Annotated in this window: 15 protein-coding genes, 8 tRNA genes, 3 rRNA genes and 2 pseudogenes; 19 read left to right on the plus strand and 9 right to left on the minus strand. The window is 44.2% G+C overall.

Annotated features, from left to right (window positions below):
- From AC075J_RS07055 to AC075J_RS07100, 10 genes are all read left to right on the plus strand, one after another.
- Window positions 1-253: ribosomal RNA gene (locus tag AC075J_RS07055) — 16S ribosomal RNA — on the plus strand; the annotation flags it as partial.
- Window positions 254-321: 68 nt separating this feature from the next.
- Window positions 322-439, plus strand: a 5S ribosomal RNA gene (rrf, locus tag AC075J_RS07060).
- A gap of 458 nt (window positions 440-897) precedes the next feature.
- Window positions 898-3,781, plus strand: a 23S ribosomal RNA gene (locus AC075J_RS07065).
- 70 nt (window positions 3,782-3,851) lie between these two features.
- Window positions 3,852-3,924, plus strand: a tRNA-Asn gene (locus tag AC075J_RS07070).
- Window positions 3,925-3,928: 4 nt separating this feature from the next.
- Window positions 3,929-4,000: transfer RNA gene (locus tag AC075J_RS07075), tRNA-Glu, on the plus strand.
- A 48-nt stretch (window positions 4,001-4,048) separates the two neighbouring features.
- A tRNA-Thr gene (locus tag AC075J_RS07080) sits at window positions 4,049-4,121 on the plus strand.
- Window positions 4,122-4,125: 4 nt separating this feature from the next.
- A tRNA-Ile gene (locus AC075J_RS07085) sits at window positions 4,126-4,199 on the plus strand.
- Window positions 4,200-4,214: 15 nt separating this feature from the next.
- Window positions 4,215-4,288: transfer RNA gene (locus AC075J_RS07090), tRNA-Asp, on the plus strand.
- Between the two features lie 37 nt (window positions 4,289-4,325).
- Window positions 4,326-4,398 (plus strand) — tRNA-Val (locus AC075J_RS07095).
- Between the two features lie 3 nt (window positions 4,399-4,401).
- Window positions 4,402-4,487, plus strand: a tRNA-Leu gene (locus tag AC075J_RS07100).
- A 262-nt stretch (window positions 4,488-4,749) separates the two neighbouring features.
- Here the strand turns inward: AC075J_RS07100 and AC075J_RS07105 are convergent.
- The 3 genes and pseudogenes from AC075J_RS07105 to AC075J_RS07115 all read right to left on the minus strand — a co-directional run bounded on the left by AC075J_RS07105 (window position 4,750) and on the right by AC075J_RS07115 (window position 5,870).
- Entirely contained in the window at window positions 4,750-4,962 is a 213-nt protein-coding gene (locus AC075J_RS07105; protein WP_476390181.1) for a FeoA family protein, read from the minus strand.
- 176 nt (window positions 4,963-5,138) lie between these two features.
- Entirely contained in the window at window positions 5,139-5,333 is a 195-nt protein-coding gene (locus AC075J_RS07110; RefSeq protein ID WP_118339594.1) for a CopG family transcriptional regulator, read from the minus strand.
- A 102-nt stretch (window positions 5,334-5,435) separates the two neighbouring features.
- Window positions 5,436-5,870 (minus strand): annotated as a pseudogene (locus AC075J_RS07115) (DUF6783 domain-containing protein).
- On the opposite strand from AC075J_RS07115, the pseudogene AC075J_RS07120 reads away from it, so the two are divergent.
- Both AC075J_RS07120 and AC075J_RS07125 read left to right on the plus strand, forming a co-directional pair.
- Window positions 5,829-5,933 (plus strand): annotated as a pseudogene (locus tag AC075J_RS07120) (DUF6783 domain-containing protein); the annotation flags it as partial. The pseudogenes AC075J_RS07115 and AC075J_RS07120 overlap by 42 nt on opposite strands.
- Before the next feature lie 31 nt (window positions 5,934-5,964).
- Window positions 5,965-6,255, plus strand: coding sequence for a DUF6809 family protein (locus tag AC075J_RS07125; RefSeq protein ID WP_476390182.1), 291 nt, complete (start codon window positions 5,965-5,967; stop codon window positions 6,253-6,255).
- A gap of 109 nt (window positions 6,256-6,364) precedes the next feature.
- Here the strand turns inward: AC075J_RS07125 and AC075J_RS07130 are convergent, their stop codons facing one another.
- Together AC075J_RS07130 and AC075J_RS07135 are read right to left on the minus strand one after the other, a co-directional pair.
- Entirely contained in the window at window positions 6,365-7,102 is a 738-nt protein-coding gene (locus tag AC075J_RS07130; RefSeq protein WP_476390183.1) for a FadR/GntR family transcriptional regulator, read from the minus strand.
- 457 nt (window positions 7,103-7,559) lie between these two features.
- Window positions 7,560-9,302 (minus strand): ABC-ATPase domain-containing protein, encoded by a 1,743-nt coding sequence (locus AC075J_RS07135; RefSeq protein ID WP_119251352.1) that lies wholly within the window; start codon window positions 9,300-9,302, stop codon window positions 7,560-7,562.
- A gap of 275 nt (window positions 9,303-9,577) precedes the next feature.
- Here AC075J_RS07135 and AC075J_RS07140 point away from each other — a divergent pair, with 275 nt between their 5' ends.
- The 5 genes from AC075J_RS07140 to AC075J_RS07160 all read left to right on the plus strand — a co-directional run bounded on the left by AC075J_RS07140 (window position 9,578) and on the right by AC075J_RS07160 (window position 15,289).
- Window positions 9,578-10,969, plus strand: coding sequence for an aminopeptidase (locus AC075J_RS07140; protein WP_022380787.1), 1,392 nt, complete (start codon window positions 9,578-9,580; stop codon window positions 10,967-10,969).
- A gap of 240 nt (window positions 10,970-11,209) precedes the next feature.
- Window positions 11,210-11,941 carry an ABC transporter ATP-binding protein gene (locus AC075J_RS07145; RefSeq protein WP_008708059.1) on the plus strand — a complete coding sequence of 244 codons (732 nt, stop codon included), beginning with the start codon at window positions 11,210-11,212 and terminating at the stop codon, window positions 11,939-11,941.
- A 25-nt stretch (window positions 11,942-11,966) separates the two neighbouring features.
- Window positions 11,967-13,799, plus strand: a complete 1,833-nt coding sequence (locus AC075J_RS07150; RefSeq protein WP_476390184.1) for an efflux RND transporter periplasmic adaptor subunit — start codon at window positions 11,967-11,969, stop codon at window positions 13,797-13,799.
- On the plus strand, window positions 13,792-15,024 hold the full coding sequence (locus AC075J_RS07155) for an ABC transporter permease (protein WP_008708063.1): 1,233 nt from the start codon (window positions 13,792-13,794) through the stop codon (window positions 15,022-15,024). The genes AC075J_RS07150 and AC075J_RS07155 overlap by 8 nt, the downstream gene beginning before the upstream one ends.
- A 191-nt stretch (window positions 15,025-15,215) precedes the next feature.
- Window positions 15,216-15,289, plus strand: a tRNA-Arg gene (locus AC075J_RS07160).
- 338 nt (window positions 15,290-15,627) lie between these two features.
- Here the strand turns inward: AC075J_RS07160 and AC075J_RS07165 are convergent.
- The 4 genes from AC075J_RS07165 to AC075J_RS07180 form a co-directional block, all read right to left on the minus strand.
- Complete coding sequence (locus tag AC075J_RS07165; protein WP_055059909.1) at window positions 15,628-16,488, minus strand: TylF/MycF/NovP-related O-methyltransferase; 861 nt, start codon at window positions 16,486-16,488, stop codon at window positions 15,628-15,630.
- On the minus strand, window positions 16,485-17,510 hold the full coding sequence (locus AC075J_RS07170; RefSeq protein ID WP_055059910.1) for an XdhC family protein: 1,026 nt from the start codon (window positions 17,508-17,510) through the stop codon (window positions 16,485-16,487). Before AC075J_RS07170 ends, AC075J_RS07165 begins: the two co-directional genes overlap by 4 nt.
- Before the next feature lie 69 nt (window positions 17,511-17,579).
- Entirely contained in the window at window positions 17,580-18,653 is a 1,074-nt protein-coding gene (locus tag AC075J_RS07175) for a histidine phosphatase family protein (RefSeq protein WP_476390185.1), read from the minus strand.
- Window positions 18,646-19,575, minus strand: coding sequence for an NTP transferase domain-containing protein (locus AC075J_RS07180; protein ID WP_008708069.1), 930 nt, complete (start codon window positions 19,573-19,575; stop codon window positions 18,646-18,648). The genes AC075J_RS07175 and AC075J_RS07180 overlap by 8 nt, the downstream gene beginning before the upstream one ends.
- Before the next feature lie 210 nt (window positions 19,576-19,785).
- On the opposite strand from AC075J_RS07180, the gene AC075J_RS07185 reads away from it, so the two are divergent.
- A complete protein-coding gene (locus AC075J_RS07185) occupies window positions 19,786-20,046 on the plus strand; it encodes a hypothetical protein (protein WP_019160620.1) in 261 nt (86 codons plus the stop codon).
- A gap of 36 nt (window positions 20,047-20,082) precedes the next feature.
- On the plus strand, window positions 20,083-22,845 hold the full coding sequence (locus AC075J_RS07190; RefSeq protein ID WP_055199671.1) for a molybdopterin-dependent aldehyde oxidoreductase: 2,763 nt from the start codon (window positions 20,083-20,085) through the stop codon (window positions 22,843-22,845).
- Window positions 22,846-22,877: the final 32 nt, after the last annotated feature.

The following is a 22,877-nucleotide window of genomic DNA, read 5'->3' on the forward strand; positions in this document are numbered from 1 at the left end:
TAACGTCCCAGTTCGGACTGTAGTCTGCAACCCGACTACACGAAGCTGGAATCGCTAGTAATCGCGGATCAGAATGCCGCGGTGAATACGTTCCCGGGTCTTGTACACACCGCCCGTCACACCATGGGAGTCAGTAACGCCCGAAGTCAGTGACCTAACTGCAAAGAAGGAGCTGCCGAAGGCGGGACCGATGACTGGGGTGAAGTCGTAACAAGGTAGCCGTATCGGAAGGTGCGGCTGGATCACCTCCTTTCTAAGGAAGAAGAAGTAGAGTAGAATGTGTTTTACTGTTGAGTTATCAAGGAGATAAAAATTAATCCTTCTGGTGCCGATGCGGTTGGGGGACACACCCGTTCCCATCCCGAACACGACGGTTAAGACCCAATCGGCCGATGGTACTGCACTGGAGACGGTGTGGGAGAGCAGGTGGGCGCCAGATCAAAAAGAAAACAACCAGGCTGGGAGAGCCCTGACTGAAGATAAAACAGGCATTGGAAAGTTGAGTCCTGTCGGAAACAGGATGGAGCCAGATACGAATCGTAAAGATCCGGTGCTAACCCGTATCAGCCGGGAAGAGCTGTTAATGATATGCTGGTTTTACCAGTGATTAGAGATCTCAATTAAGAAGTCCATAGGCTTACGGAATATTTAGATGTGTGGTCTAATGACTGATAAAGCATCAGTCAATATGTACCTTGAAAACTGCATACATGAAATTTGATTAAAAGTTAATCAAATATCCTTGATACAAAACGTTAAGGGATTATACGAGAGTATAATTCAAACGCAAGATAGGAAAAGACATCGATATTAATTGTTATCAACAGTAACAAAAACATATCAAAAACAATGAGAATCAAACGACCGCATCACCTACGCTAGGGTGATGAAGCGAAAGGTCAAGCAATAAGGGCACAGGGCGGATGCCTTGGCACTAAGAGCCGATGAAAGACGTGATAAGCTGCGATAAGCTTCGGGGAGGAGCAAATATCCATTGATCCGGAGATGTCTGAATGGGGAAACCCACATGAGCAAACCTCATGTATCCATACGCCAATCCATAACGTATGGAAGGGAACCCGGGGAACTGAAACATCTAAGTACCCGGAGGAAAAGAAAGAAAACTCGATTCCGTAAGTAGCGGCGAGCGAACGCGGAGGAGCCTAAACCGGAATGCGTGCATTCCGGGGTTACGGACTGCATTTAAGATTCTCTGAAGCTAACAGAACGGTTTTGGGAAAGCCGGCCGGAGAGGGTGAAAGCCCCGTACGTGAAAGCCGATGAGACTGAGCAGGATCCAGAGTACCACGAGACACGTGGAACCTTGTGGGAAATCAGGGGGACCACCCCCTAAGGCTAAATACTACTTAGTGACCGATAGCGCATAGTACTGTGAAGGAAAGGTGAAAAGGACCCCGGGAGGGGAGTGAAAGAGAACCTGAAACCCTGTGTCTACAAGCTGTGGGAGCACTTTACATGTGCGACCGCGTACTTTTTGTAGAACGGTCCGGCGAGTTACGCTTACTGGCAAGGTTAAGCACTTCAGGTGCGGAGCCGTAGGGAAACCAAGTCTTAAGAGGGCCTTAAGTCAGTAGGAGTAGACCCGAAACCGGGTGATCTATCCATGTCCAGGTTGAAGCTGCCGTAAGAGGTAGTGGAGGACCGAACCCACATCCGTTGAAAAGGGTGGGGATGAGGTGTGGATAGGGGAGAAATTCCAATCGAACCCGGAGATAGCTGGTTCTCCTCGAAATAGCTTTAGGGCTAGCCTCGATACAGATTTGCGGAGGTAGAGCACTGAATTTCCTAGGGGGCGTCAAAGCCTACCGAAGAATATCAAACTCCGAATGCCGCGTAATCGATTATCGGGAGTCAGACTGCACGAGATAAGTTGGGCGGTCAAAAGGGAAAGAGCCCAGACCTTCAGTTAAGGTCCCCAAGTGCGCGTTAAGTGGAAAAGGATGTGGGATTTCGAAGACAACCAGGATGTTGGCTCAGAAGCAGCCATCCATTCAAAGAGTGCGTAATAGCTCACTGGTCGAGAGGTCCTGCGCCGAAAATGTCCGGGGCTGAAACGCGCCACCGAAACTAAGGAACCGAAAGGTTGGTAGAGGAGCATTGCATGCGGGAAGAAGCAGTACCGTAAGGAGCTGTGGACTGCATGGAAGAGAGAATGCCGGAATGAGTAGCGAGAATAAGGTGGGAATCCTTATGGCCGAATATCCAAGGTTTCCAGAGTAAAGCTGATCTGCTCTGGGTAAGTCGGGGCCTAAGGCGAGGACGAGAGTCGTAGCCGATGGACAACAGGTGGAGATTCCTGTACTGCGGTATGACAGAACTGTGGGGACACGTAAGGAAAGCGGAAGCCGGGAATGGAAAGCCCGGTGCAAGCGGGGTACCAGTCACTTTGGCAAATCCGGGTGGCAATGGGAAGCCGTGATGCGGAGCGAAATAAAGTAGTGAAGTCCGTGAGCCATGCGTCAAGAAAAGCCGCTATCGTTTATACCGTACCCGTACCGTAAACCGACACAGGTGGATGAGGAGAGAATCCTAAGGCCGGCGGAAGAAGCATTGTCAAGGAACTCGGCAAAATGGCCCCGTAACTTAGGGATAAGGGGTGCCTGGGAAACCAGGCCGCAGAGAATAGGCTCAAGCAACTGTTTAGCAAAAACACAGGTCTATGCGAAACCGAAAGGTGAGGTATATGGGCTGACGCCTGCCCGGTGCTGGAAGGTTAAGAGGAGAGGTTAGCGCAAGCGAAGCTTTGAATTTAAGCCCCAGTAAACGGCGGCCGTAACTATAACGGTCCTAAGGTAGCGAAATTCCTTGTCGGGTAAGTTCCGACCCGCACGAAAGGCGTAATGATTTGAGCGCTGTCTCGACAATGCATCCGGTGAAATTGAAGTACCAGTGAAGATGCTGGTTACCTGCGCCAGGACGGAAAGACCCCATGGAGCTTTACTCCAGTCTGGTACTGGGACTCGGTATTGCATGTACAGGATAGGTGGGAGGCTAGGAGATGGTAACGCCAGTTGCCATGGAGCCGTTGTTGGGATACCACCCTTGCAGTATTGGGTTTCTAACCAGCCGCCGTGACCCGGCGGTGGGACAATGCCAGACGGGGAGTTTGACTGGGGCGGTCGCCTCCGAAAGGGTATCGGAGGCGCCCAAAGGTTCCCTCAGAATGGACGGAAACCATTCGAAGAGTGCAAAGGCAGAAGGGAGCTTGACTGCGACACCGACGGGTGGAGCAGGTACGAAAGTAGGGCTTAGTGATCCGGTGGTATTAAGTGGGAATGCCATCGCTCAACGGATAAAAGCTACCCTGGGGATAACAGGCTTATCACTCCCAAGAGTTCACATCGACGGAGTGGTTTGGCACCTCGATGTCGGCTCATCGCATCCTGGGGCTGTAGTAGGTCCCAAGGGTTGGGCTGTTCGCCCATTAAAGCGGTACGCGAGCTGGGTTCAGAACGTCGTGAGACAGTTCGGTCCCTATCCGGCGTGGGCGTAGGATATCTGAGAGGAGCTGTCCTTAGTACGAGAGGACCGGGATGGACGGGCCGCTGGTGCATCGGTTAGACTGCCAAGTCTACGGCCGAGTAGCCAAGCCCGGAAGGGATAAACGCTGAAGGCATCTAAGCGTGAAGCCCCCCTTAAGATGAGATATCCCATTCGAAAGAAGTAAACCCCCTTGAAGACGACGAGGTAGATAGGGCAGAGGTGGAAGTGCAGTAATGCATGGAGCTGACTGTTACTAATCGGGTGAGGGCTTGACCAAGAATCGCAGGAAGAATGATTTTCAGGAAATGTCAACATGTATGTAGTTTTGAAGGTGCAAAAACCTTTATTCCTCCTTAGCTCAGTCGGTAGAGCATGCGGCTGTTAACCGCAGTGTCGTTGGTTCGAGTCCAACAGGGGGAGTTTTGGCTCCATGGTCAAGCGGTTAAGACACCGCCCTTTCACGGCGGTAACAGGGGTTCAAATCCCCTTGGAGTCATTTAAATAATGGAAATGTGATTTTTGAGGCTTGATTCTGTTACAACATGCCGATGTGGCTCAATTGGCAGAGCAGCTGATTTGTAATCAGCAGGTTATCGGTTCGAGTCCGATCATCGGCTTTTTGGACCTTTAGCTCAGTTGGTTAGAGCAACCGGCTCATAACCGGTCGGTCCTGGGTTCGAGTCCCCGAAGGTCCATTTTTAAATTATTTTGGCCCAGTGGCTCAGTTGGTTAGAGCGTCGCCCTGTCACGGCGAAGGTCGAGAGTTCGAGTCTCTTCTGGGTCGTTAGCATTTGCTGACGAAGTAATTGCATAAGTAGTATGGAATCTTAGCTCAGCTGGGAGAGCATCTGCCTTACAAGCAGAGGGTCATAGGTTCGAGCCCTATAGGTTCCATATGCCGCAGTGGCGGAACTGGCAGACGCCCGGGACTTAAAATCCCGTGGGTAGTGATACCCGTACCGGTTCGATTCCGGTCTGCGGCATGATTTTAAGTGAGAGAAACGTTGTAAAATTAACGTTTCTCTTATTTTTTTTCTTATAGGTTTTGAACACACTTGAACATAATTACTACAGTTGTATACCTCATCTGCGTCTCTTTCTTCGTATAATTCAGAGAACAATTATTAAGACGGAAAACTGACGACTGATAGAACAGAGATAAGAATAAGCCGGATAAATGCTGAATGTTACAGCATTTATCCGGCCTTTGTCTTGTAAATTTTCACCATATTTAAATATAAAGCACTATACCTGTATTCTGTCTGCAATTTCATTTCCAAGAGCTATCTTTCGGTTTGCAGAAGAAATGATCAGAGAATCGTGAAATTTTCGGAGAACACGAATCGTGCTGCCTTCGTGAATATCCATATCATGCATGGATTTAATAACTTCCGGCAGTCCGAACATCCATTTAATTGTGTAAGTGTTTCCCTGAGTAGACTCTGATAATGAATGCATAAAAAAACCTCCTTGTATAAAATAATACAGTAAATAATGTCAGATAATTTATTGCTTCTGCTGGAATAATTGTATATCTATAAGCGCTAGTTCGTCAATTGTAACATTATTTCATACAATACTTGAATAACTATTCATTTATTCAGATATTTCAGAAGCGTTTTTATGCATATTATTTATTCGACAAATTTCAGATTATCAAGTGCATAGCGGAGTGCCATGCACATCAATTCATTTCTTGAGCGTCCGCTTTTGGCAGACAAGTCATCATATTGTTCCTGCAGTTCACGTTCAAGGCGAATGGTCATGGTGATTGATCTGTCTTCTTTTTTATCTGTACATTTTGGCCGGACAATAAAGTCGTTTGGCATGATTATCCCTCCTGTATAAACATTTATTAGTGAATGGTTATCATAATTGATATTGCTTATTCTATAGCAATCCTCTGAAATAATGCATCTTAATCCAGCCCATCAGAGTGTGAAATCCTGCGTCAGATATCTTTGCCGTGCGTCAGCACGCCTGCAGATATCTTCCTTGTCTTTCGCACTCTGCTGAACTGTCTTAAATGCATTATTTACGAGGATTGCTATAATTTTGATCTCCGTAATCACTGTTATGATATAAAGTATAGTTACACAGGATTGACATTGATATAACACAAATTTATAATACATATTAGTATTACTTTTTTTCGCTTTGAATATAGAAAGGTTATCCTGCGAGACTGTTGTAAGAATTAATTTGATGCGATAGTATGAGTGAGTTATGAATATGTGGGGAATACTTGTAACATTAGAGTGTGTCTGAAAAATCATTCCCGCAATCTGCACGCCCCACTTTGCGGGATATTTCACCCGAATTCAGTTGCCGTAGCCCGCTACGGCGCCCTCATCCGGGCAAAATATCCCACAAATTGTGACGCACATCTTGCAGAAAGCCTTTTTCAGACACGCTCTAGAATGCAGTAAATAAATATTTTCAGAGAGACTGGGTAAATATATGGAAAATATGATTCGGAAATTGTATGATATGTATATGGATAATGACAATAGAGAAAAAAATGAAATGTCAGTAATGCATGATGATTTATGTAAAGAGAAAAAAGAGAAGGCATACCAGTGCTATCAGAAATTGAGAGTTCAACTGACAGATGAGCTTGCTGAAGAACTGGATGAACTGATGAATAAACATATGGAAATATATCCACAGGAGCTGGAAGAAAGTTTTGCCATGGGATTTAAAACAGGGGCAAGGCTGATGTGCGAGGTTTTTGGTGAAGAAACAGAATGATTGTAAAGCAGATATGGCAATTCTCCAGATAAAGTATGATTTTAGAGGATTGCCATAGGTCTGATAAGTGGGGGTGACATATAATTTTTGATAACATGATCAGGATAATTTATGGTTGTTGAACGTTATCAGAAATTGTGAGATTGTCAGACGTAATTTCATTCAGGAGATATTCTATAGTATGCATATGTTCATTCATAATTTTTTCTGCAAGAGGTGCATCATTATTGGTTATTGCCTGAACAAGCCGGGTGTGCTGGGAATCAATCTCCGGTGCATCGTTATTTTTCTGCATAAGATAGGAACGTATTCCAACGATCATATTTTCAGTAATCTGTGCAGAGGCATTTAATACACTCAGTATTAATGGATTGGCAGAAATCTGAGCAATTTTCAGATGCAGATCACGATCCAGATCACCGCGGATTTTTTCATCCTGAGTGCTGTCCAGTCTGGCAATGATAAGCTGGAGTTCAGCAGCATCCAGCGGTGTACAGTTTTGGGCGGCGAGAAAAGCAGCTTTGCTTTCCAGTGCGCCTCGAAGCTGCAATGCATCCTGAATTTTGCTGTTGTACATTTGAAATATGATAGACAGAGGTTCAGTAAGACAGCTGTGAAGATCAGTTGCAATATAATTGGCACCGCCATGTACGCTGACAGTAATCCCGAGTAGGGAAAGAGCCTTCAGGACTTCTCGTAATGCTGGTCTGGAGATTCCGAATTCTTCTGCCAGAATACGTTCAGCAGGAAGTGCGTCGCCGGGTTGTAATTCTCCGTTTTGGATATTTTCGATAATTTGTTTCAGAACATCGTTGAAGGTACTGGTTTTATCTATTTTTCTAAACATTTATTTTCCTCTTTCCTGGTACATCGTTTCGTAAATAACTATACCAATCGCGTAAGATGCGGATTCGAGTGTGCAGCTCTATATCAGATAACTGTTCCGCAGAGATTTCTTTGATTATTAAATAGTTACATACATCTAATATTATAACGGATTGAAAGGGAGATGCAACTGATTCCTGCAAAATTTCTAAAAGTGTAAAATTTTTGTGTTGCTGAGAACGGAGTGAACAGTAACAAATTTTTGCAGTTTTTTTATAAATTTTATAATTATATTAGAAATTAGACAAATTTCTCTCACATTTATAGGTTATGATATTTACATCTTAAGGAAATGACGTACCTTAAGAGAAAATCTTTCCTTTCCCTAAAAAGTGTAAAATGAACGTGAATCACCGCTTAGCCGACAAGATCGACGGAGAAGCGGTGATTTTATTATGTCACTGAAGCAGGATTCTTTCTTATAAACCTCTGTAACGATTAAGACAGGCATAAATTTCCTGAATACGGGGAGTAGCGTAACCACAGGAAATTTTTTGATTCTCCGTAAAGAAGGACAGACCATGTAAAGAGAGATTTTTCCAGAGAAACTGCACAATCTCAGGCAGGGTACGTCTGCCGTCTGCCAGATGTTCAACTGCATATTTCAGCAGGAGACCTAAGGCAGCGGTCTGTTCCGCGTCAATAAGCTGTTCTGTATAGCGGAGATCAATCTCCTGTCTGCCGAGAGAGAAGCCATCTGTTCCGGAGATTCTGGTTTTCAGGCGCTCAGGTTTTGCGGCACCGGAATCGGAATGATTTCCACGACTGTTATGTCTGAGGCGCTTAGAAGATTCGGCAGGTCTGCTCATAATGCGATGGCTGTGCGGAAGCTGAAAATCAGTAACTGAAACAGCAGGCAGAGGATATTGGCTGCATAATTTTTTGACAGAAGCTGTAATATCTTTTGGAACGTAATTGTCCATCTGGATAATTGTATCTGCAATATGAAAGAATGCCCCGGAACTTCCGGCAACAAGAATTGTAGAAATCCCTGCTTTTTTATAAAGATCCTCTGCACGCTCCAGAAACGGAGTGATCGGCTCTTTCTCACGCTGGATAACCTGCTGCATGAAAGCATCACGAACCATGAAGTTAGTTGCGGAGGTGTCTTCGTCAAGAAGAAAAAGGTGGCTTCCGGCTTCCATGCTTTCTGCGATACCGGCTGCCTGTGAAGTGCTTCCACTGGCATCCAGTGTAGAGAAACAGCGGGTATCTTTCTTGTTTGGAAGATCATTTATAAACATGGAAATATCCACATCCTTGATAAAACGGCCATCTTCTGAACGCAGTTTGACAGCAGTTGCATCTGTGATCACGTATTCACGTCCATCTCCGGGGATATGATTGTATACACCAAGTTCAAGTGCATTCAGAAGCGTGGATTTGCCATGATATCCACCGCCTACGATCAGAGTGATTCCCTTTGGGATCCCCATGCCTGTGATTTTTCCTTTATGGGGAAGATTTATGGAAATGCGCAGACTGTCCGGAGAAGTAAAGGGAACAGAAGCTTTCATAGGGCGGGAGGAAATACCGCTTTCTCTTGGGAGGATGGAGCCGTCGGCTATGAATGCGCAGAGATTTTTTGCGGGCAGCGTCTGACGGATAAATTCCTGATCCTCTGCAAGCTCTATATAATTCTGTAATTCCTTTGCATTAAGGCTGGAATAGAAAAAGGATTTTTGAATGCATACAGGCAGAAAATCAAAAAGGATTTTCTCCAGTTCAGTGGCATTGATCGTGCGGCCATTAGCAGGGAAGCCCACAAAAAAGCGGGCGGTTATGCCTTTTTCTGTTATTTCACAGGCTGTCCGGGAAAGAATCTCCTGACCACAATGACTGACAGTGAGCAGGCCGCTTTTGCCGGAGCCTTTTGCACGAAAGCTGTACTGGCTGACCTGTTTTTCAAACTGACGTGTAAGATAGTCGCAAAGAGTAGTCCCGGTAAGTGTATCTTTATAATATTCGACGGGAAATCCGGCATCTCTGTGTGAAATCTGAATGCTGACATGAGAGGGAGAAGCAAAAGGATCTCCCTGCACATGGTCGATGGACAGAATATAATTTCCAAAATGATACAGACCTTTCAGCCCTTTATATGCCGGATAACTTTTGCGGTTTATGGAACGAAGCTGCTGACGCAGTTCCTCTGAATTTTTCATGACAGAACCTCCTGGTATTGCAGATATTTTTATAATAATCCTCGCAAATAATGAATTTGAGAGGAGAAACATTAACCTGCCATCAACTATAGCGGAAATGAATCATAATGTCCACTGACAAATAAATATTAATCATATGGAAAATTTTCAGAGGATGTTTTATAATGAAAAACAGGTAATTGTTCAATATCATTACATAATAGCGAACTGATGAATAGTTACCGTTATCAAAGCAATACTATGAATGACAGTCATAAAGAAAGGCGGAACAGTAAATGGAACGTAGAAATGCATGGCTTTCTTATACAGAAGCAGAAGAAAAAGAACTGGAGCAGGTTGCAAAAGCGTATCGCAATTTTCTTAATGTTGGAAAAACAGAGCGTGAATGTGTGACGCAGATCATCAGAGAAGCACGGGCAGCAGGTTATGAATCTCTGGAAGAGAAGACTGCGAAGGGTGAGAAACTGAAAGCAGGAGATAAAGTTTATACAGTCGGAATGAAGAAGATCATTGCACTGTTTCATATCGGACAGGATGATATTTCTGAGGGAATGAATATTCTGGGAGCACACATTGATTCTCCACGTCTTGATGTCAAACAGAATCCATTATATGAGGATACGGATCTTGCATATCTGGATACCCATTATTATGGCGGTGTTAAGAAATACCAGTGGGTGACTCTTCCCCTGGCAATCCATGGCGTAGTGGTAAAGAAAGACGGAAGTACAGCAGAAGTAAATATCGGTGAGGATGAGGATGATCCGATCGTATATATCACAGACCTTCTGATCCATCTTGCAGGAAAGCAGATGCAGAAAAAAGCGGCAGAAGTGATCGAGGGAGAGAATCTGGACATCCTGATCGGCAGCAGACCACTGAAAGACCTGGAAGATGATAAGAAGAAAGAGGCAGTAAAACAGAATGTATTGAATATCCTTAAAGAGAAGTATGATATGGAAGAGGAAGATTTTCTTTCTGCAGAGCTGGAGATCGTACCGGCAGGAAAGGCAAGAGAGTGTGGTCTGGACAGAAGTATGATCGCTGCTTATGGACAGGATGACAGAGTGTGCGCATATACTTCTCTGCTTGCAATGCTTGGGATGGACACCCCGAAACACACTTCCTGCTGTCTGTTTACTGATAAAGAAGAGATTGGAAGCGTAGGTGCAACCGGTATGCAGTCACGTTTCTTTGAGAACGCAGTGGCTGAACTTCTGGATGCAATGGGATGCTACAGTGATCTGAGATTGAGAAGAACTCTGAAGAATTCCAGTATGCTTTCCTCTGATGTAAGTGCAGGCTATGATCCGGCTTATGGGGAGGCATTTGAGAAAAAGAATGCAGCTTATCTTGGAAGAGGTATCGTATTAAATAAATTTACCGGAGCAAGAGGTAAATCCGGCTCGAATGATGCAAATGCAGAATATGTGGCAAGAGTCAGAAATATTTTTGACAGCCATGAAGTTGCGTTCCAGACAGCTGAGCTTGGTAAAGTTGATGTAGGCGGAGGCGGAACAATCGCTTATATCGCAGCGCTTTATGGAATGGAAGTCATTGACAGCGGTGTGGCAGTGCTCAGTATGCATGCACCATGGGAAGTGACAAGTAAGGCAGATATTTACGAAGCTAAGAAAGCATATAAGGCATTTCTGCTGGAAGCATAAAAAGTCAGGCAGATGCGGAATAAAAATATGAAGAAATCGTGGAAGCTGTATCGTTTCTGATAACAGAGACTTGCAGATTCCGCAGATAAGGGCAGAGCTTTTGGAAAACTGAAGCGCTGCCCTTTTAACATATAAGTGAGGTTATGATTGTAAAAGGTATTTCTGATATCTTACGAAAGACAGGTTGCGATTCTGTAAGATCTGGATTGGAGCAGGATATTTAATAGACGGGAGGGAAAGATGGAGGAAGCGCTGATCAGAGTAAAAGATTTGTGTAAAATATATAATCCCGGCGAGAATGAAGTACGGGCGCTGGATCATATTAATCTGGAAATTAATAAGGGTGAGTTTGTTGCTATTATCGGACAGTCAGGTTCAGGAAAGTCTACATTTATGAATATGCTGGGTTGTCTGGATGTGCCTACATCCGGCGAATATTTTCTGAATGGAACTGATGTGTCCACAATGGAAGACAATGAACTCTCAGAAGTCAGAAACCGGGAGATCGGATTTATTTTTCAGGGATTTAATCTGATCTCAAATCTGACTGCAATTGAAAATGTGGAACTACCGCTGGTTTACAGAGGGGTAGACAGAAAAACGAGACATAAGCTGGCAGTAGAGTCACTGACCATGGTAGGGCTTGAGAAACGTATGGATCACAGACCAAATGAAATGTCAGGAGGACAGCAGCAGAGGGTGGCTATTGCAAGAGCAATCGCGGCCCAGCCACCGGTGATCCTGGCAGATGAACCTACAGGAAATCTGGATTCTGCATCCAGTAAGGAGATTCTTCAGATTCTTAAAAGTATGCACGAGCAGGGAAAAACGGTCATATTGATCACACATGATAATGGGATTGCTGCTCAGGCAAGGCGTGTAGTCAGAATTATGGATGGAAAGATAGAGTCAGATTTTATCAATAAAAACTATGGGAAAGAAGAATATATAAAAAATCAGCTGGATGCATAAACCCGGTTACAAGGAGACAAATATTATGAAAAAAAAGAAAAGTAAAAAGAAAATTATTATTGGAGCAGCAGCTGTTCTTGTTGTTGCCGGCGGAGTTACAGTAGCAGGTCAGAGAAATTCAACAGAAAATCAGATTCCACAGGTTCAGGTAGTAACTGCAGAGAAAGGAGATGTTGAGGAAATTGTAGATGCTACAGGAACAGTGGGAAGTGAAGAGGAGAAGACCTATTATTCTCCTGTAAATGCAGAGCTGAAAACGGTTTCTTTTGCCCAGGGAGATGTGGTGAAAAAGGGAACAAAACTGATCGAGTTTAATACAGAGGATCTGGAGAAAGATAATCGGAAAGCAGAACTGAATCTGAAATCAACAAAGTATGATACAAAGGATACAAGAAATAAATCTGACAAAGCAGAGAAGAAGCAGAAGGATGCCAAAAAGAATGTTCAGGAGCTTGAGAAGAAAATAAAGGATAAAAAGGCTTATGTCTCGTCTCTGAAATCACAGATTTCAGCGGCAGCAGCAGCGGCACAGCGTGAAGCGGCAGCTCAGGCATCCGCACAGGCAGCAGCTCAGGCTCAGGCACAGCAGCAGGAAGCTCAGGCAAAAGCCCAGGCAGAGGCAAAGAAACAGGAGGAAATCCAGAGTAAATATCAGGCCGCACTTTATACATACAAGACGGAGACTCTTCCGCAGTACCAGCAGCAGCTCTCAGATCTGAATGCACAGTATAATCAGGCACAAAGCGATTATAATCAGGCAGACACCACATATCAGATGGCATTTGCAACATGGCAGGCAGACCCTTCAGATGAGAATACACAGGCTCTGGATAATGCGGAGGCTGCAAGAACACAGGCACAGCTCGCAATGCAGCAGGCACAGCAGACTTATAATGATCTTAAGCAGCAGACACCGAAAATGCCGGTACTTTCTGATTTCACAGAAAGCAGTGCAGATTACTCATGGGGAATTTCAGACGGTTCAGATGCAGATGACAGTGATGGGGAAGATTCTTCCTCCTCCGGATATGATTACAGTGGAAGTGATGGCGGGACAGTAACTGCGGATACTTCTGCTCTGGAAAGTGCGCTTGAGACAGCAAGCGATGAACTTGCAGAGCTTCAGTCAGATCTGGCTTCTGAGAAAACTATCGCAGAGGCAGATTCCACAAGCCTGACAAAAGAAGAAAAAGAGAAACTGAAAGTAACAGATAATCTTTCCGAACTGGACGCAAAATCAGCCGAGGAGCTGGTGAAGGAAGGAAAGAAAGGAATCACCGCAGAATTTAACGGAATCATATCCAAGGCAGATATTAAGCAGGGAGCAGCAGTTACTCAGGGTATGGAACTGTTTACTATTGAGAATACAGACAAGGCAAGTGTGGATGTGACTCTCTCTAAATATGATTATAATACAGTGAAAGAGGGGCAGTCTGTTGAGATTACCTTGGGGGATAATACTTATCAGGGTACTGTAACAAAAATGAGTCATATTGCGGTGCAGAATGAAAAAGGAACGCCGGTCATTTCAGCAACAGTAAGCATTGATAATCCGGATGAAGATATTTTCCTGGGAGTAGATGCAAAGGTTAAGATTTATGCGGCTTCTGCGAAAAATGTGGTGACTCTTCCTGTGGAAGTGGTCAATATCGGAAAAGAAGGCTCCTTCTGCTATGTGATAGAAGATGGACTGGTGACAAAGAGAAATATTACCACAGGAATCAGCTCAGAGGATTATGTGGAAATTACGGACGGAATCAAAGAAGGAGAAGAAGTAATCGCAGATCTGGGTGATTACACAGAGGGAATGGAAGTACAGGCAGTTCCTGAACAGACAGGAGAGGATGCCGATGAGTAATCTGTATGAATATATCAAGATGGCAGTCCATAACATTATGGCAAATAAGGGACGTTCTTTTCTGACTATGCTTGGCATTATCATTGGCATTGCTTCTGTAATTGCCATTGTATCTGTGGGTGAAGGAACCAAGAACCAGATGAACAGTGAAATTGATGATATCGGCGGCGGGCAGATTGCCATCAGTGTCAGCGATGAGGCACAGACAGATGAGGAGTGGATCACTGCGGATGATGTGGAAGCAATCCGGGCGGTAGACGGTATAGAAGGAGTAAATGTTTCGGATTCATTCAGTGGAGAAACTACCACAGGTAAGGGAAATTTTTCTCTTATGCTGACGGGTGAGGGACCGGATGCAAAGCTGTTAAATAATGCCACCATGAAGCATGGAGTATATTTCGGGGAAAATGAAGTTCAGGAAGCAAAAAATGTCTGTGTGCTTTCCGATGCAGATGCAAAAAGACTCTTTGGCACAGATGATGTGGTTGGAATGACTGTAGATGTCAATTGTTATGGACTGACCAAAAGTCTTCGTATCTGCGGGGTGACAACCCAGAAAGAAAATGGAACCTTTGTCAGTTATACTTATGAGGGAATGCCGGTGACTATTAATGTTCCCTATACTACAATGAATGAATTCACCGGTGTATCCGATTACTTTTTCTCAGTAACAATGCAGGCAGATAAGAGCTTAAACAGTCAGGATGTTGCTGACAAAGTGGTAAAACTGATGGAAAAAAGACATCAGTGTGCAGGAAAAGATTACTTTCAGGTACAGAGCTTTCAGGATATTATGAGCTCTATGAATCAGATGCTGGATATGGTGACTGCTTTTATCTCCTTTGTGGCGGGAATTTCCCTTCTGGTTGGCGGTATCGGCGTTATGAATATTATGCTGGTTTCCGTAACAGAACGTACCAGAGAGATTGGTATCCGTAAGTCACTGGGAGCGAAAACCTCTTCTATTATGATGCAGTTTCTGGCAGAGGCGGCAATTCTGACGGTGATTGGAGGGGTGATAGGAATTGTTCTGGGTGTGATTGGCGGATATGTGATCTGTTCAATCATAAGCAGCAGTATGGGAATGTCCATCACTCCGGGAATCAGCCTGAGTACAATTATGGCGGCGACTTTGTTTTCCTGTGCAGTAGGAGTATTCTTTGGAATTTATCCTGCGAAGAAAGCAGCAAAACTGAGCCCGATCGAGGCTTTGCGGCGGAATTAATGAAAACAGGACTGCGATGGTATTTTGGTGTACCTGTGTACTGATATCATTACAGAATAGTTGTAAATTGTTATAATTTTGCGAATCAAAAGAAAAAAATAAAAAATTCAAAAAAAGTGTTGACAAATGCTCCAGTATAGAGTAGAATACTCATTGTTGTGAGGGACACGAGATAAGAACTTCACAAGGATGTGCGTTTAGCTCAGCTGGATAGAGCGTTTGGCTACGGACCAAAAGGCCGGGGGTTCGAATCCTCTAACGCACGCTAATAAAAAATAAGACAGTGCAAATGCACTGTCTTATTTTTTTATTCGAGTACGGGTCGGACTCGAACGGGTTCGATCTACGCTTCGCTCCGGTCGTTGCTAAACGCGTGCCACTGGCACGCAGCAACCTCTAACGCACGTAGAACCGCTAGAAATCAAGGCTTCTAGCGGTTATTTTTTTGATTGGCCAGTCCTGAAATTACTTCCATGAGAAGCGTTGGAAAATGTTCTGAAAGGAATTTTATAAAGGTTAGGCATGGACGTGGAAAAGGGCTATACAATAAATAAATGAAAAAGAAACGCTGGTTCCGGTAAATACCGGTTCCGGCGTTTCCTTTTATAATTTTCGGATCATTGCGCTTCCATGCAGATCGCATACAGGATCTGCAAACAGATGGTTTTTCAGACAGAATTCCCCGACCGCTTTTCGACATCCGGAAAACTGTGTACTGTACACATCGTGGATCAGGAGAACTCCTCCGGTGGCCAGGCGTTCATAGAACAGAGGAAGTGCGGCTGCAGTTGGAGCATAGAGATCTGCGTCCAGAGATACAAAACAAAAAGTTTCATCTGTGACATCGGAAAAGGTATCCGGAAACCATCCTTTGTGGATCACAGTACGTGTAGGATTAGGCATAACATGAAGAACAGAGTCAATATCAGTAGAAGAAAAATCACCTGTTTTGGCACGGGACAGATTACCGGAGGCTTCTATTGTGATATCCTTTTCTGAAAATCCCTCAAAAGTATCAAAAAGATGGATTTTTCGGTCTGGAAAGGCTGCACTGATCAGGGAAGAAAATTCACCTCGAAAAACACCTAGTTCTGCAACATTTCCCGGAATATCCAATTGATAGATCTGCTCAGATAAAAGACGCATAACAGCAACCCGTGCGTCAAACATGCGAAGGACGGAGGGATCACGAAAAGGTCCGTGATAACCTAAGTTTTCCATCTGCTTTATCATAGAATTGCGCCGTTCTTCATCCAGAACTCCCAGGATGACCAGATCCGGGAGAAGTGCTGCTGCAGTATCCGGAGAACAGACTGGAATATTTCCAATATATGATCCGTGTTTATGGGGGTCATTATCAGCAAAGCACAGGAGCTGACAGGGACTGCTGAGAAGTCTTGCGGTCATTTGTCCAATTTGTCCGGCACCAAATATTACAGTTTTATATACTGATTTTGCCATCATTTTGATGTATCCTTTCTGTCAGCGCGAACCTGGATCATCTGTCCTGTGATGGAGATGGCGATTTCAGCCGGTGTTTCTGCTTTGATCTCCAGTCCTATAGGTGAGATGATACGGTTTAAATCTTGTTCATTAATGTTGTATTCTTCAATCAGACGGCGAAATACAGCAGCTTTTTTTGCACGGCTTCCAATGACGCCTATATAACATGCAGGTGTAGCGAGAAGCTGTGCCTGTACAATGGTATCATAGGAATGTCCACGTGTCATGACGCAGCAATAATCAGCAGCTGTAATAGAAACATACTGGTCCAGATGGTTGAAATCACAAAGTATTGTTTCAACTGCTCCTGGGAAAAGAGCAGGATTTGTAAATTCCGGCCGGTCATCCAGGACAACACAGCGAAAATCAACGCTTGCAAGGATTGGGACAAGCTTTTGTGAGACATGTCCGCCGCCGAATACATAGACAGTTCCTGAGGTTCCAATCTGTTCAGAAAACAGATCATAATCTTCACTGTGATATCGGTGTGGCTTTAGAGACAAAGAAGATAATACAGAAGAAGGAACATTGGCAGTTCCGATGAGACCGCATGCAGGACTGTAAAGGCTCACACCGGAGGTGGTGAGAAGATCGCAAATCAGCCAGAAATCTTTTCGCTCTTCATAGAATTTTTCAGCAGTTTCCGTGATTTCCATAATAATCGGATCGTTATGATCAAGATACTGGAAAAAGGCCGTAACATCACCACCACAGATCATACCAATATTTTCAACATCTTTATGATTCAGCCGGAATTCATGCTCGCAGGATTCCTTTTTTTCAAGAATATCCAATGCCATACATTCAGCACGATATTCTACAGCTCCACCTCCGATGGTTCCGGAAATTCTGCCGTTTTTTCCGACCAGCATGCGGGAACCGGCACCTCTTGGTGTAGACCCTGAGGATGCTGTAACGGAAACAAGTACAAGATCGTTTCCCTCCAGGAATTGTTGTTTTATTGTCTGAAATAATGTTCTCATATAATAAAATACCTCCTAACTAAATTAAGTGATTTTTCTGCTCCAGTTGTGTACGTCTGCCCGCCTGAACTAAAGCGTGATATGGCAGAGTGATTGTATAATGTCCTGCAGTTTGCGGGCTTGTTCTAACTGCTGCTCATGAGCTTTGCGAGCTTCCGGACTTTTGCATTTACTCATGCTGTCGGCAAATCTTTTTTCTATGGTTACACGCTGTGTTTCCTGAATCAGTTTATCAGCCAGAAATACAATAGCTGCTTCATCCAGCGTGGCTTCCAACAGACCATGGTGCTGTGAAATGATCTGGCTGATCTCAGGATAACCTAACTGTAAGAAAAGTTCACCGCCTGTTTTCGCGTGATGCCTCTGAAGTCTGGCAATATCATGCAGAAGTGCACCGGAGCGAACAAGCTTCTGGTCAAAGATATAACCATTGGATTCCAGCATATTGCATAAACAACAGGCAAGTTCAGTAACAGCATCACTGTGAGCTTGTACATGACGGGGCAGAGAAACAGCATTGCGAAGCCTGAGACATAGTCCGTCATTTAATTCAGGATGAGGCAGTATATAACTGGGATCAGAGAAAGAAATATTATTTTTTTCATTCACTTCCAGATGATAGTAAGAGCCGCAGGGCAGACGAAACCGCTGCCTGCTGTACATATCAGAATGTAATGCATGTAAATAAGAAGAGATTACATCTGTATGAGTTACCACTGCAATATCACCTTCAGAAGCGCAAAGAATCTTATGAACTGCCTGCGAAAAGCGAAAACCAGATGCAGCAGGAGTTTCTGCTCCCGGGATCGGATGATCAGGGTTATTCCCACGCGCTTTATAAATGTCCGGCCATCTCTGGCGTATTTCATCAAAAGAAAGGCCATCCCATTCTCCCAGATTTCGTTCTGACAGATCAGAAACAATGATATGTGGAAGCTCAGGTGCCATATGGCCTGCTGTCTCAACTGCTCTTAACAAAGGACTGCAGTATACCCCTGATATTTTATCGGACAATTCTTCGTTAAGAAGGACTGCCTGCAGATGTCCAAGCATGGATAGAGAGAAATCTGTCTGTCCTACACAGTAAGAATGTTCATCCGGATACTGTGGTTTTCCATGCCGGACCAGATAAAGGTTACGCATTTAAAAACCCTCCGAAACATTCTTCAAATATTTTTTTTGAACAGGAACGTGTTTCTTCTGAAAAACGGGCATATCGTTTCAGAAATTCTTCGCCGTATGGTGTCAGTTCGCTATGGCTTCCCCTTGTACCGCCTTGGCTTCTGATGATCAGAGGTTCATGAAGCTGTGATTCCAGGGTATGGATCAGGTTCCAGCTGGTAGAATAGGAAATGTGCATGCGCTCACAGGCATCGCGGACAGATCCTGTTTCATGGATCAGTGTAAGCAGCGAATAGAGTTTTTCATCAAAAAAAACTTTTTCCCGGGCTAGCTGAATATGGATTTCAGAACGGATCAGACTCTGGTTGTGTATGCGGAGAAGTTCAGCATAATCCTCTGGTGTATCAGCATCATGAATAATACCGGGATCCTTTACATTAAGATAATACATGGGTTCCCCGCAGTTATCCACAGCACCTTTAAGTCCTGATTTTCCGTCATCACTTAGGATGGAATCAATCAGTGTGGAACGGATCAGAATGGGATGACCGGGATTGCCATTACAGACCGGAGTTACAAGGGGACGCCCCAGAGAGAGCATTTGAGTGACTGTCTGGGCTGTGAACAGCGGAACATCAACAGGTGTAAAGAGTACCGTATCCACTTTGTCTTTCAGATACTCAAGTCCGATTCGGACAGAATCAAACATATGAGTGTTTGCATAGTTCTCATTTCGAAGAAAGACTACATTATTGGAAGCCAGGTGGCATTCCAGAACATCTGCATGATATCCGGTTACCACTACTACTTTGGAGATTCCGGCCTGCCGGAAATTATTGATCACGCGCTGTGCGATGGAAATGGAGCCAAGCTGAAGCATGGGTTTAAAGTCTCCCATTCGTGATGATTTCCCCGCAGCCACGATGAGGGCGCCTGTCTGCATTTAGATACCTCCTTCTTTCAATGATATTATACAAATTTGATATTATTATAACATATAAAAGAATAAAAATAGTTAAAATTTTAAATAAAACAAAATAAAATTGTCTGCAATATATAAAATAGCCAACTATTAATTATTTGTAATTTGTATAATTGTGCAAAATCATGGTAGTATGGATATATAAAATAACGTGGACAGGAGAACTTTTTTATGGATAAGATTTTTGAGATTACCGCAAAAGAAGTTACTGTACAGGTAAAAGATGAGCGTACAGGGGTTGTATACAGCCGGACGCTTCCCATCGATTATTATGAGAATGCAAATGTTTTAAAGCTCAGCGGTGAGAATCTGGACGGGAGTAGCTCTTCCATTGTTTTCTATTCTGCCAGAGGAATAGAGAGACTGAAAGATCTGACAGGCAAAGGGGCTGATCATGATCCGTGTGGAGTGCATAAGCCTGAAGATCAGTAAGATTGAAATGAATTTTTTTAAAAGGAGGAATGGGACATGATTAAAAAGACATTGAAGATTAATGGTGTTGAGAGAATACTTATTCTTGATAAGGATGAGACACTGGCGCAGGTGCTCCGTAATCACCTTCTTCTTACAGGATGTAAGATTGGCTGCGGTGAAGGTCACTGTGGAGCCTGTAATGTTATTATGAACGGAAAAGTTACAAGATCCTGTATCTACAAGATGAGCCGTGTTCCCGACCATGCAGAGATCACAACCATTGAGGGTGTGGGAACACTTTCTGATATGCATCCGATCCAGGTTGCATGGATGGCATATGGATGTGCACAGTGCGGTTTCTGTTCACCGGGCTTTATTATTTCCGCAAAAGTGCTTCTGGATAATAATCCAAGCCCTACCCGTGAAGAGGTAAGAGACTGGTTTAACAAACAGCGTAATCTCTGCCGTTGTACAGGCTATAAGCCGCTGATCGATGCTACTATGGCTGCAGCAGCAGTTATGCGCGGTGAGATGACAAAGGAAGACCTTGTGTTCAAACAGACAGGGGATTCTATTGTTGGAACAAACTATATCCGTCCGTCAGCAGCACAGAAGGTAACAGGTACCTGGGACTTTGGTGCGGATGATGCGTTAAAGATGCCTTCAGGAACACTTCGTCTTGCTCTTACACAGGCAAAGGTTTCTCATGCAAATATCCTCAGCATTGACACAGCAGAAGCAGAGAGCATGCCTGGTGTTGTTCGAGTTATCACAGCAAAAGATATTAAGGCAGCAGGCGGAACTAATAAGATCAATGGTCTTGTAATGCTTCCAAAACACAACAAGACAGACGGTTTTGAACGTCCTGTACTCTGCGATGAAAAAATCTTCCAGTTTGGTGATGCGATTGCCATCGTAGCTGCTGATACAGAAGAGCATGCACGTGCAGCAGCAGAAGCAGTTAAAGTTGAAATTGAAGAGCTTCCTGCATACATGAATGCAATGGATGCCATCGCACCGGATGCAGCGGAGATCCATCCCGGTACTCCGAACGCATTCTTTGAGACAAACTGTATCAAGGGCCCTGATTTTGACTGGGACAGCATTCCGGACTCACAGCAGGTTGAGATAGAATCTTACTGTTCACGTCAGCCTCATCTTCATCTTGAGCCGGACTGCGGTTATGGTTATATTGACGAAGACGGTATGATAACTGTTCATTCCAAATCCATTGGTATCCATCTGCATATGCCTATGATCGCTGATGGTATCGGTGTGCCAATGGAGAACTTACGAATTGTTCAGAACCATGCAGGAGGAACCTTTGGTTACAAGTTTTCTCCTACAAATGAGGCTTTGATCGGTGCTGCTGTTAAGATTCTTGAACGTCCAGTATCTCTGGTATTTAATCAGTTCCAGAATATTACATATACAGGAAAGAGATCTCCTGCATTTATGAATATCAAGCTTGCAGCAGATGAAAACGGTAAGCTTCTTGCACTCTGGGGCAATAACTATGTGGATCATGGTCCATACTCAGAATTCGGTGACCTGCTTACAATGAGACTTTCCCAGTTTACAGGTGCAGGTTATGGAATCAATTCTATCCGTAATAAATCTACAACAGTATTTACAAACCACGCATGGGGTTCCGCATTCCGTGCTTACGGTTCTCCGCAGTCTTACATGGGATCTGAGATCGCGATAGATGTTCTGGCAGCAAAGATGGGAATCGACCCGTTCGATATCCGTGAAATGAACTGTTACAAAGAATCCGAAGGCAGTACGATCCCTACAGGTTATCCGCCTGAAGTATACTGTGAAGAAGATCTGTTCAAGACAGCACGTCCACTGTATGAAGCAGCTAAGAAACGTGTGGCTGAAAAGAATGCAGCTTCTGATGGCAAGATCAAATATGGTATCGGTGTATCTCTCGGTGTATATGGCTGTGGTCTTGACGGTGTTGATACATCAAACGCATTTGCAGAACTGAACCCGGACGGAACAGTTACCATGTATGCTGCATGGGAGGATCACGGACAGGGCGCTGATATGGGTGTTCTTGTATCATCCCATGAAACACTTCGCCAGGCAGGAATCAGGCCGGAACAGATCAAACTTGTTATGAATGATACCAAGACATGTCCTAATGCAGGTCCTGCAGGTGGATCACGTTCACAGGTTATGTCAGGTAATGCATGTCGTCTGGCAGCAGAAAACCTTGTGGCAGCCATGAAAAAAGAAGACGGAACCTTCCGTACTTATGATGAGATGGTGGCTGAAGGTCTTGCAACAAAATATGAAGGTAACTGGGTGACAACCTTCTGTGCAGATCATCCGATCGATCAGGATACAGCACAGGGTGATCCGTTTGCAACCTACATGTACACGATTTTCCTTCCGGAAGTTGCTGTTAATACAGAAACAGGTAAAGTTAAAGTTGAAAAATTCACCTGTGTGGCTGACGTAGGTACGATCATGAACAGACTTCTTGTAGAAGGCAACTTCTACGGTGGTCTTGTACAGGGTATTGGTCTTGCTCTTACAGAAGATTTCGAGGATCTGAACCATGATACTTCTCTGAAGAACTGTGGCATTCCGTATCCAAATGATGCGCCGGATGATATTGAACTTCATTTCAATGAAACATATCGTCCAAGCGGTCCTTACGGTGCTGCCGGCTGTGGTGAGGCTCCGCTGGATGCTCCTCATCCTGCAATCCTGAATGCAATCTACAATGCTACAGGCGCACGTATCACACGTGTTCCTGCCCGTCCGGAAAAGGTTCTTGCAGCATTAAAGGAACTTGAGAAATAATTCTCAGTATAATTTTATCATGTAATATAATA

Source organism: Blautia sp. ZXY-1-C6, assembly GCF_056339875.1.

Bases quoted from the DNA above. Each gene is read 5' to 3' on its own strand.
- AC075J_RS07105 (WP_476390181.1), bottom strand. From the start codon at position 4,962: ATGCATTCATTATCAGAGTCTACTCAGGGAAACACTTACACAATTAAA.
- AC075J_RS07110 (WP_118339594.1), bottom strand. From the start codon at position 5,333: ATGCCAAACGACTTTATTGTCCGGCCAAAATGTACAGATAAAAAAGAA.
- AC075J_RS07125 (WP_476390182.1), top strand. From the start codon at position 5,965: ATGGAAAATATGATTCGGAAATTGTATGATATGTATATGGATAATGAC.
- AC075J_RS07130 (WP_476390183.1), bottom strand. From the start codon at position 7,102: ATGTTTAGAAAAATAGATAAAACCAGTACCTTCAACGATGTTCTGAAA.
- AC075J_RS07135 (WP_119251352.1), bottom strand. From the start codon at position 9,302: ATGAAAAATTCAGAGGAACTGCGTCAGCAGCTTCGTTCCATAAACCGC.
- AC075J_RS07140 (WP_022380787.1), top strand. From the start codon at position 9,578: ATGGAACGTAGAAATGCATGGCTTTCTTATACAGAAGCAGAAGAAAAA.
- AC075J_RS07145 (WP_008708059.1), top strand. From the start codon at position 11,210: ATGGAGGAAGCGCTGATCAGAGTAAAAGATTTGTGTAAAATATATAAT.
- AC075J_RS07150 (WP_476390184.1), top strand. From the start codon at position 11,967: ATGAAAAAAAAGAAAAGTAAAAAGAAAATTATTATTGGAGCAGCAGCT.
- AC075J_RS07155 (WP_008708063.1), top strand. From the start codon at position 13,792: ATGAGTAATCTGTATGAATATATCAAGATGGCAGTCCATAACATTATG.
- AC075J_RS07165 (WP_055059909.1), bottom strand. From the start codon at position 16,488: ATGATGGCAAAATCAGTATATAAAACTGTAATATTTGGTGCCGGACAA.
- AC075J_RS07170 (WP_055059910.1), bottom strand. From the start codon at position 17,510: ATGAGAACATTATTTCAGACAATAAAACAACAATTCCTGGAGGGAAAC.
- AC075J_RS07175 (WP_476390185.1), bottom strand. From the start codon at position 18,653: ATGCGTAACCTTTATCTGGTCCGGCATGGAAAACCACAGTATCCGGAT.
- AC075J_RS07180 (WP_008708069.1), bottom strand. From the start codon at position 19,575: ATGCAGACAGGCGCCCTCATCGTGGCTGCGGGGAAATCATCACGAATG.
- AC075J_RS07185 (WP_019160620.1), top strand. From the start codon at position 19,786: ATGGATAAGATTTTTGAGATTACCGCAAAAGAAGTTACTGTACAGGTA.
- AC075J_RS07190 (WP_055199671.1), top strand. From the start codon at position 20,083: ATGATTAAAAAGACATTGAAGATTAATGGTGTTGAGAGAATACTTATT.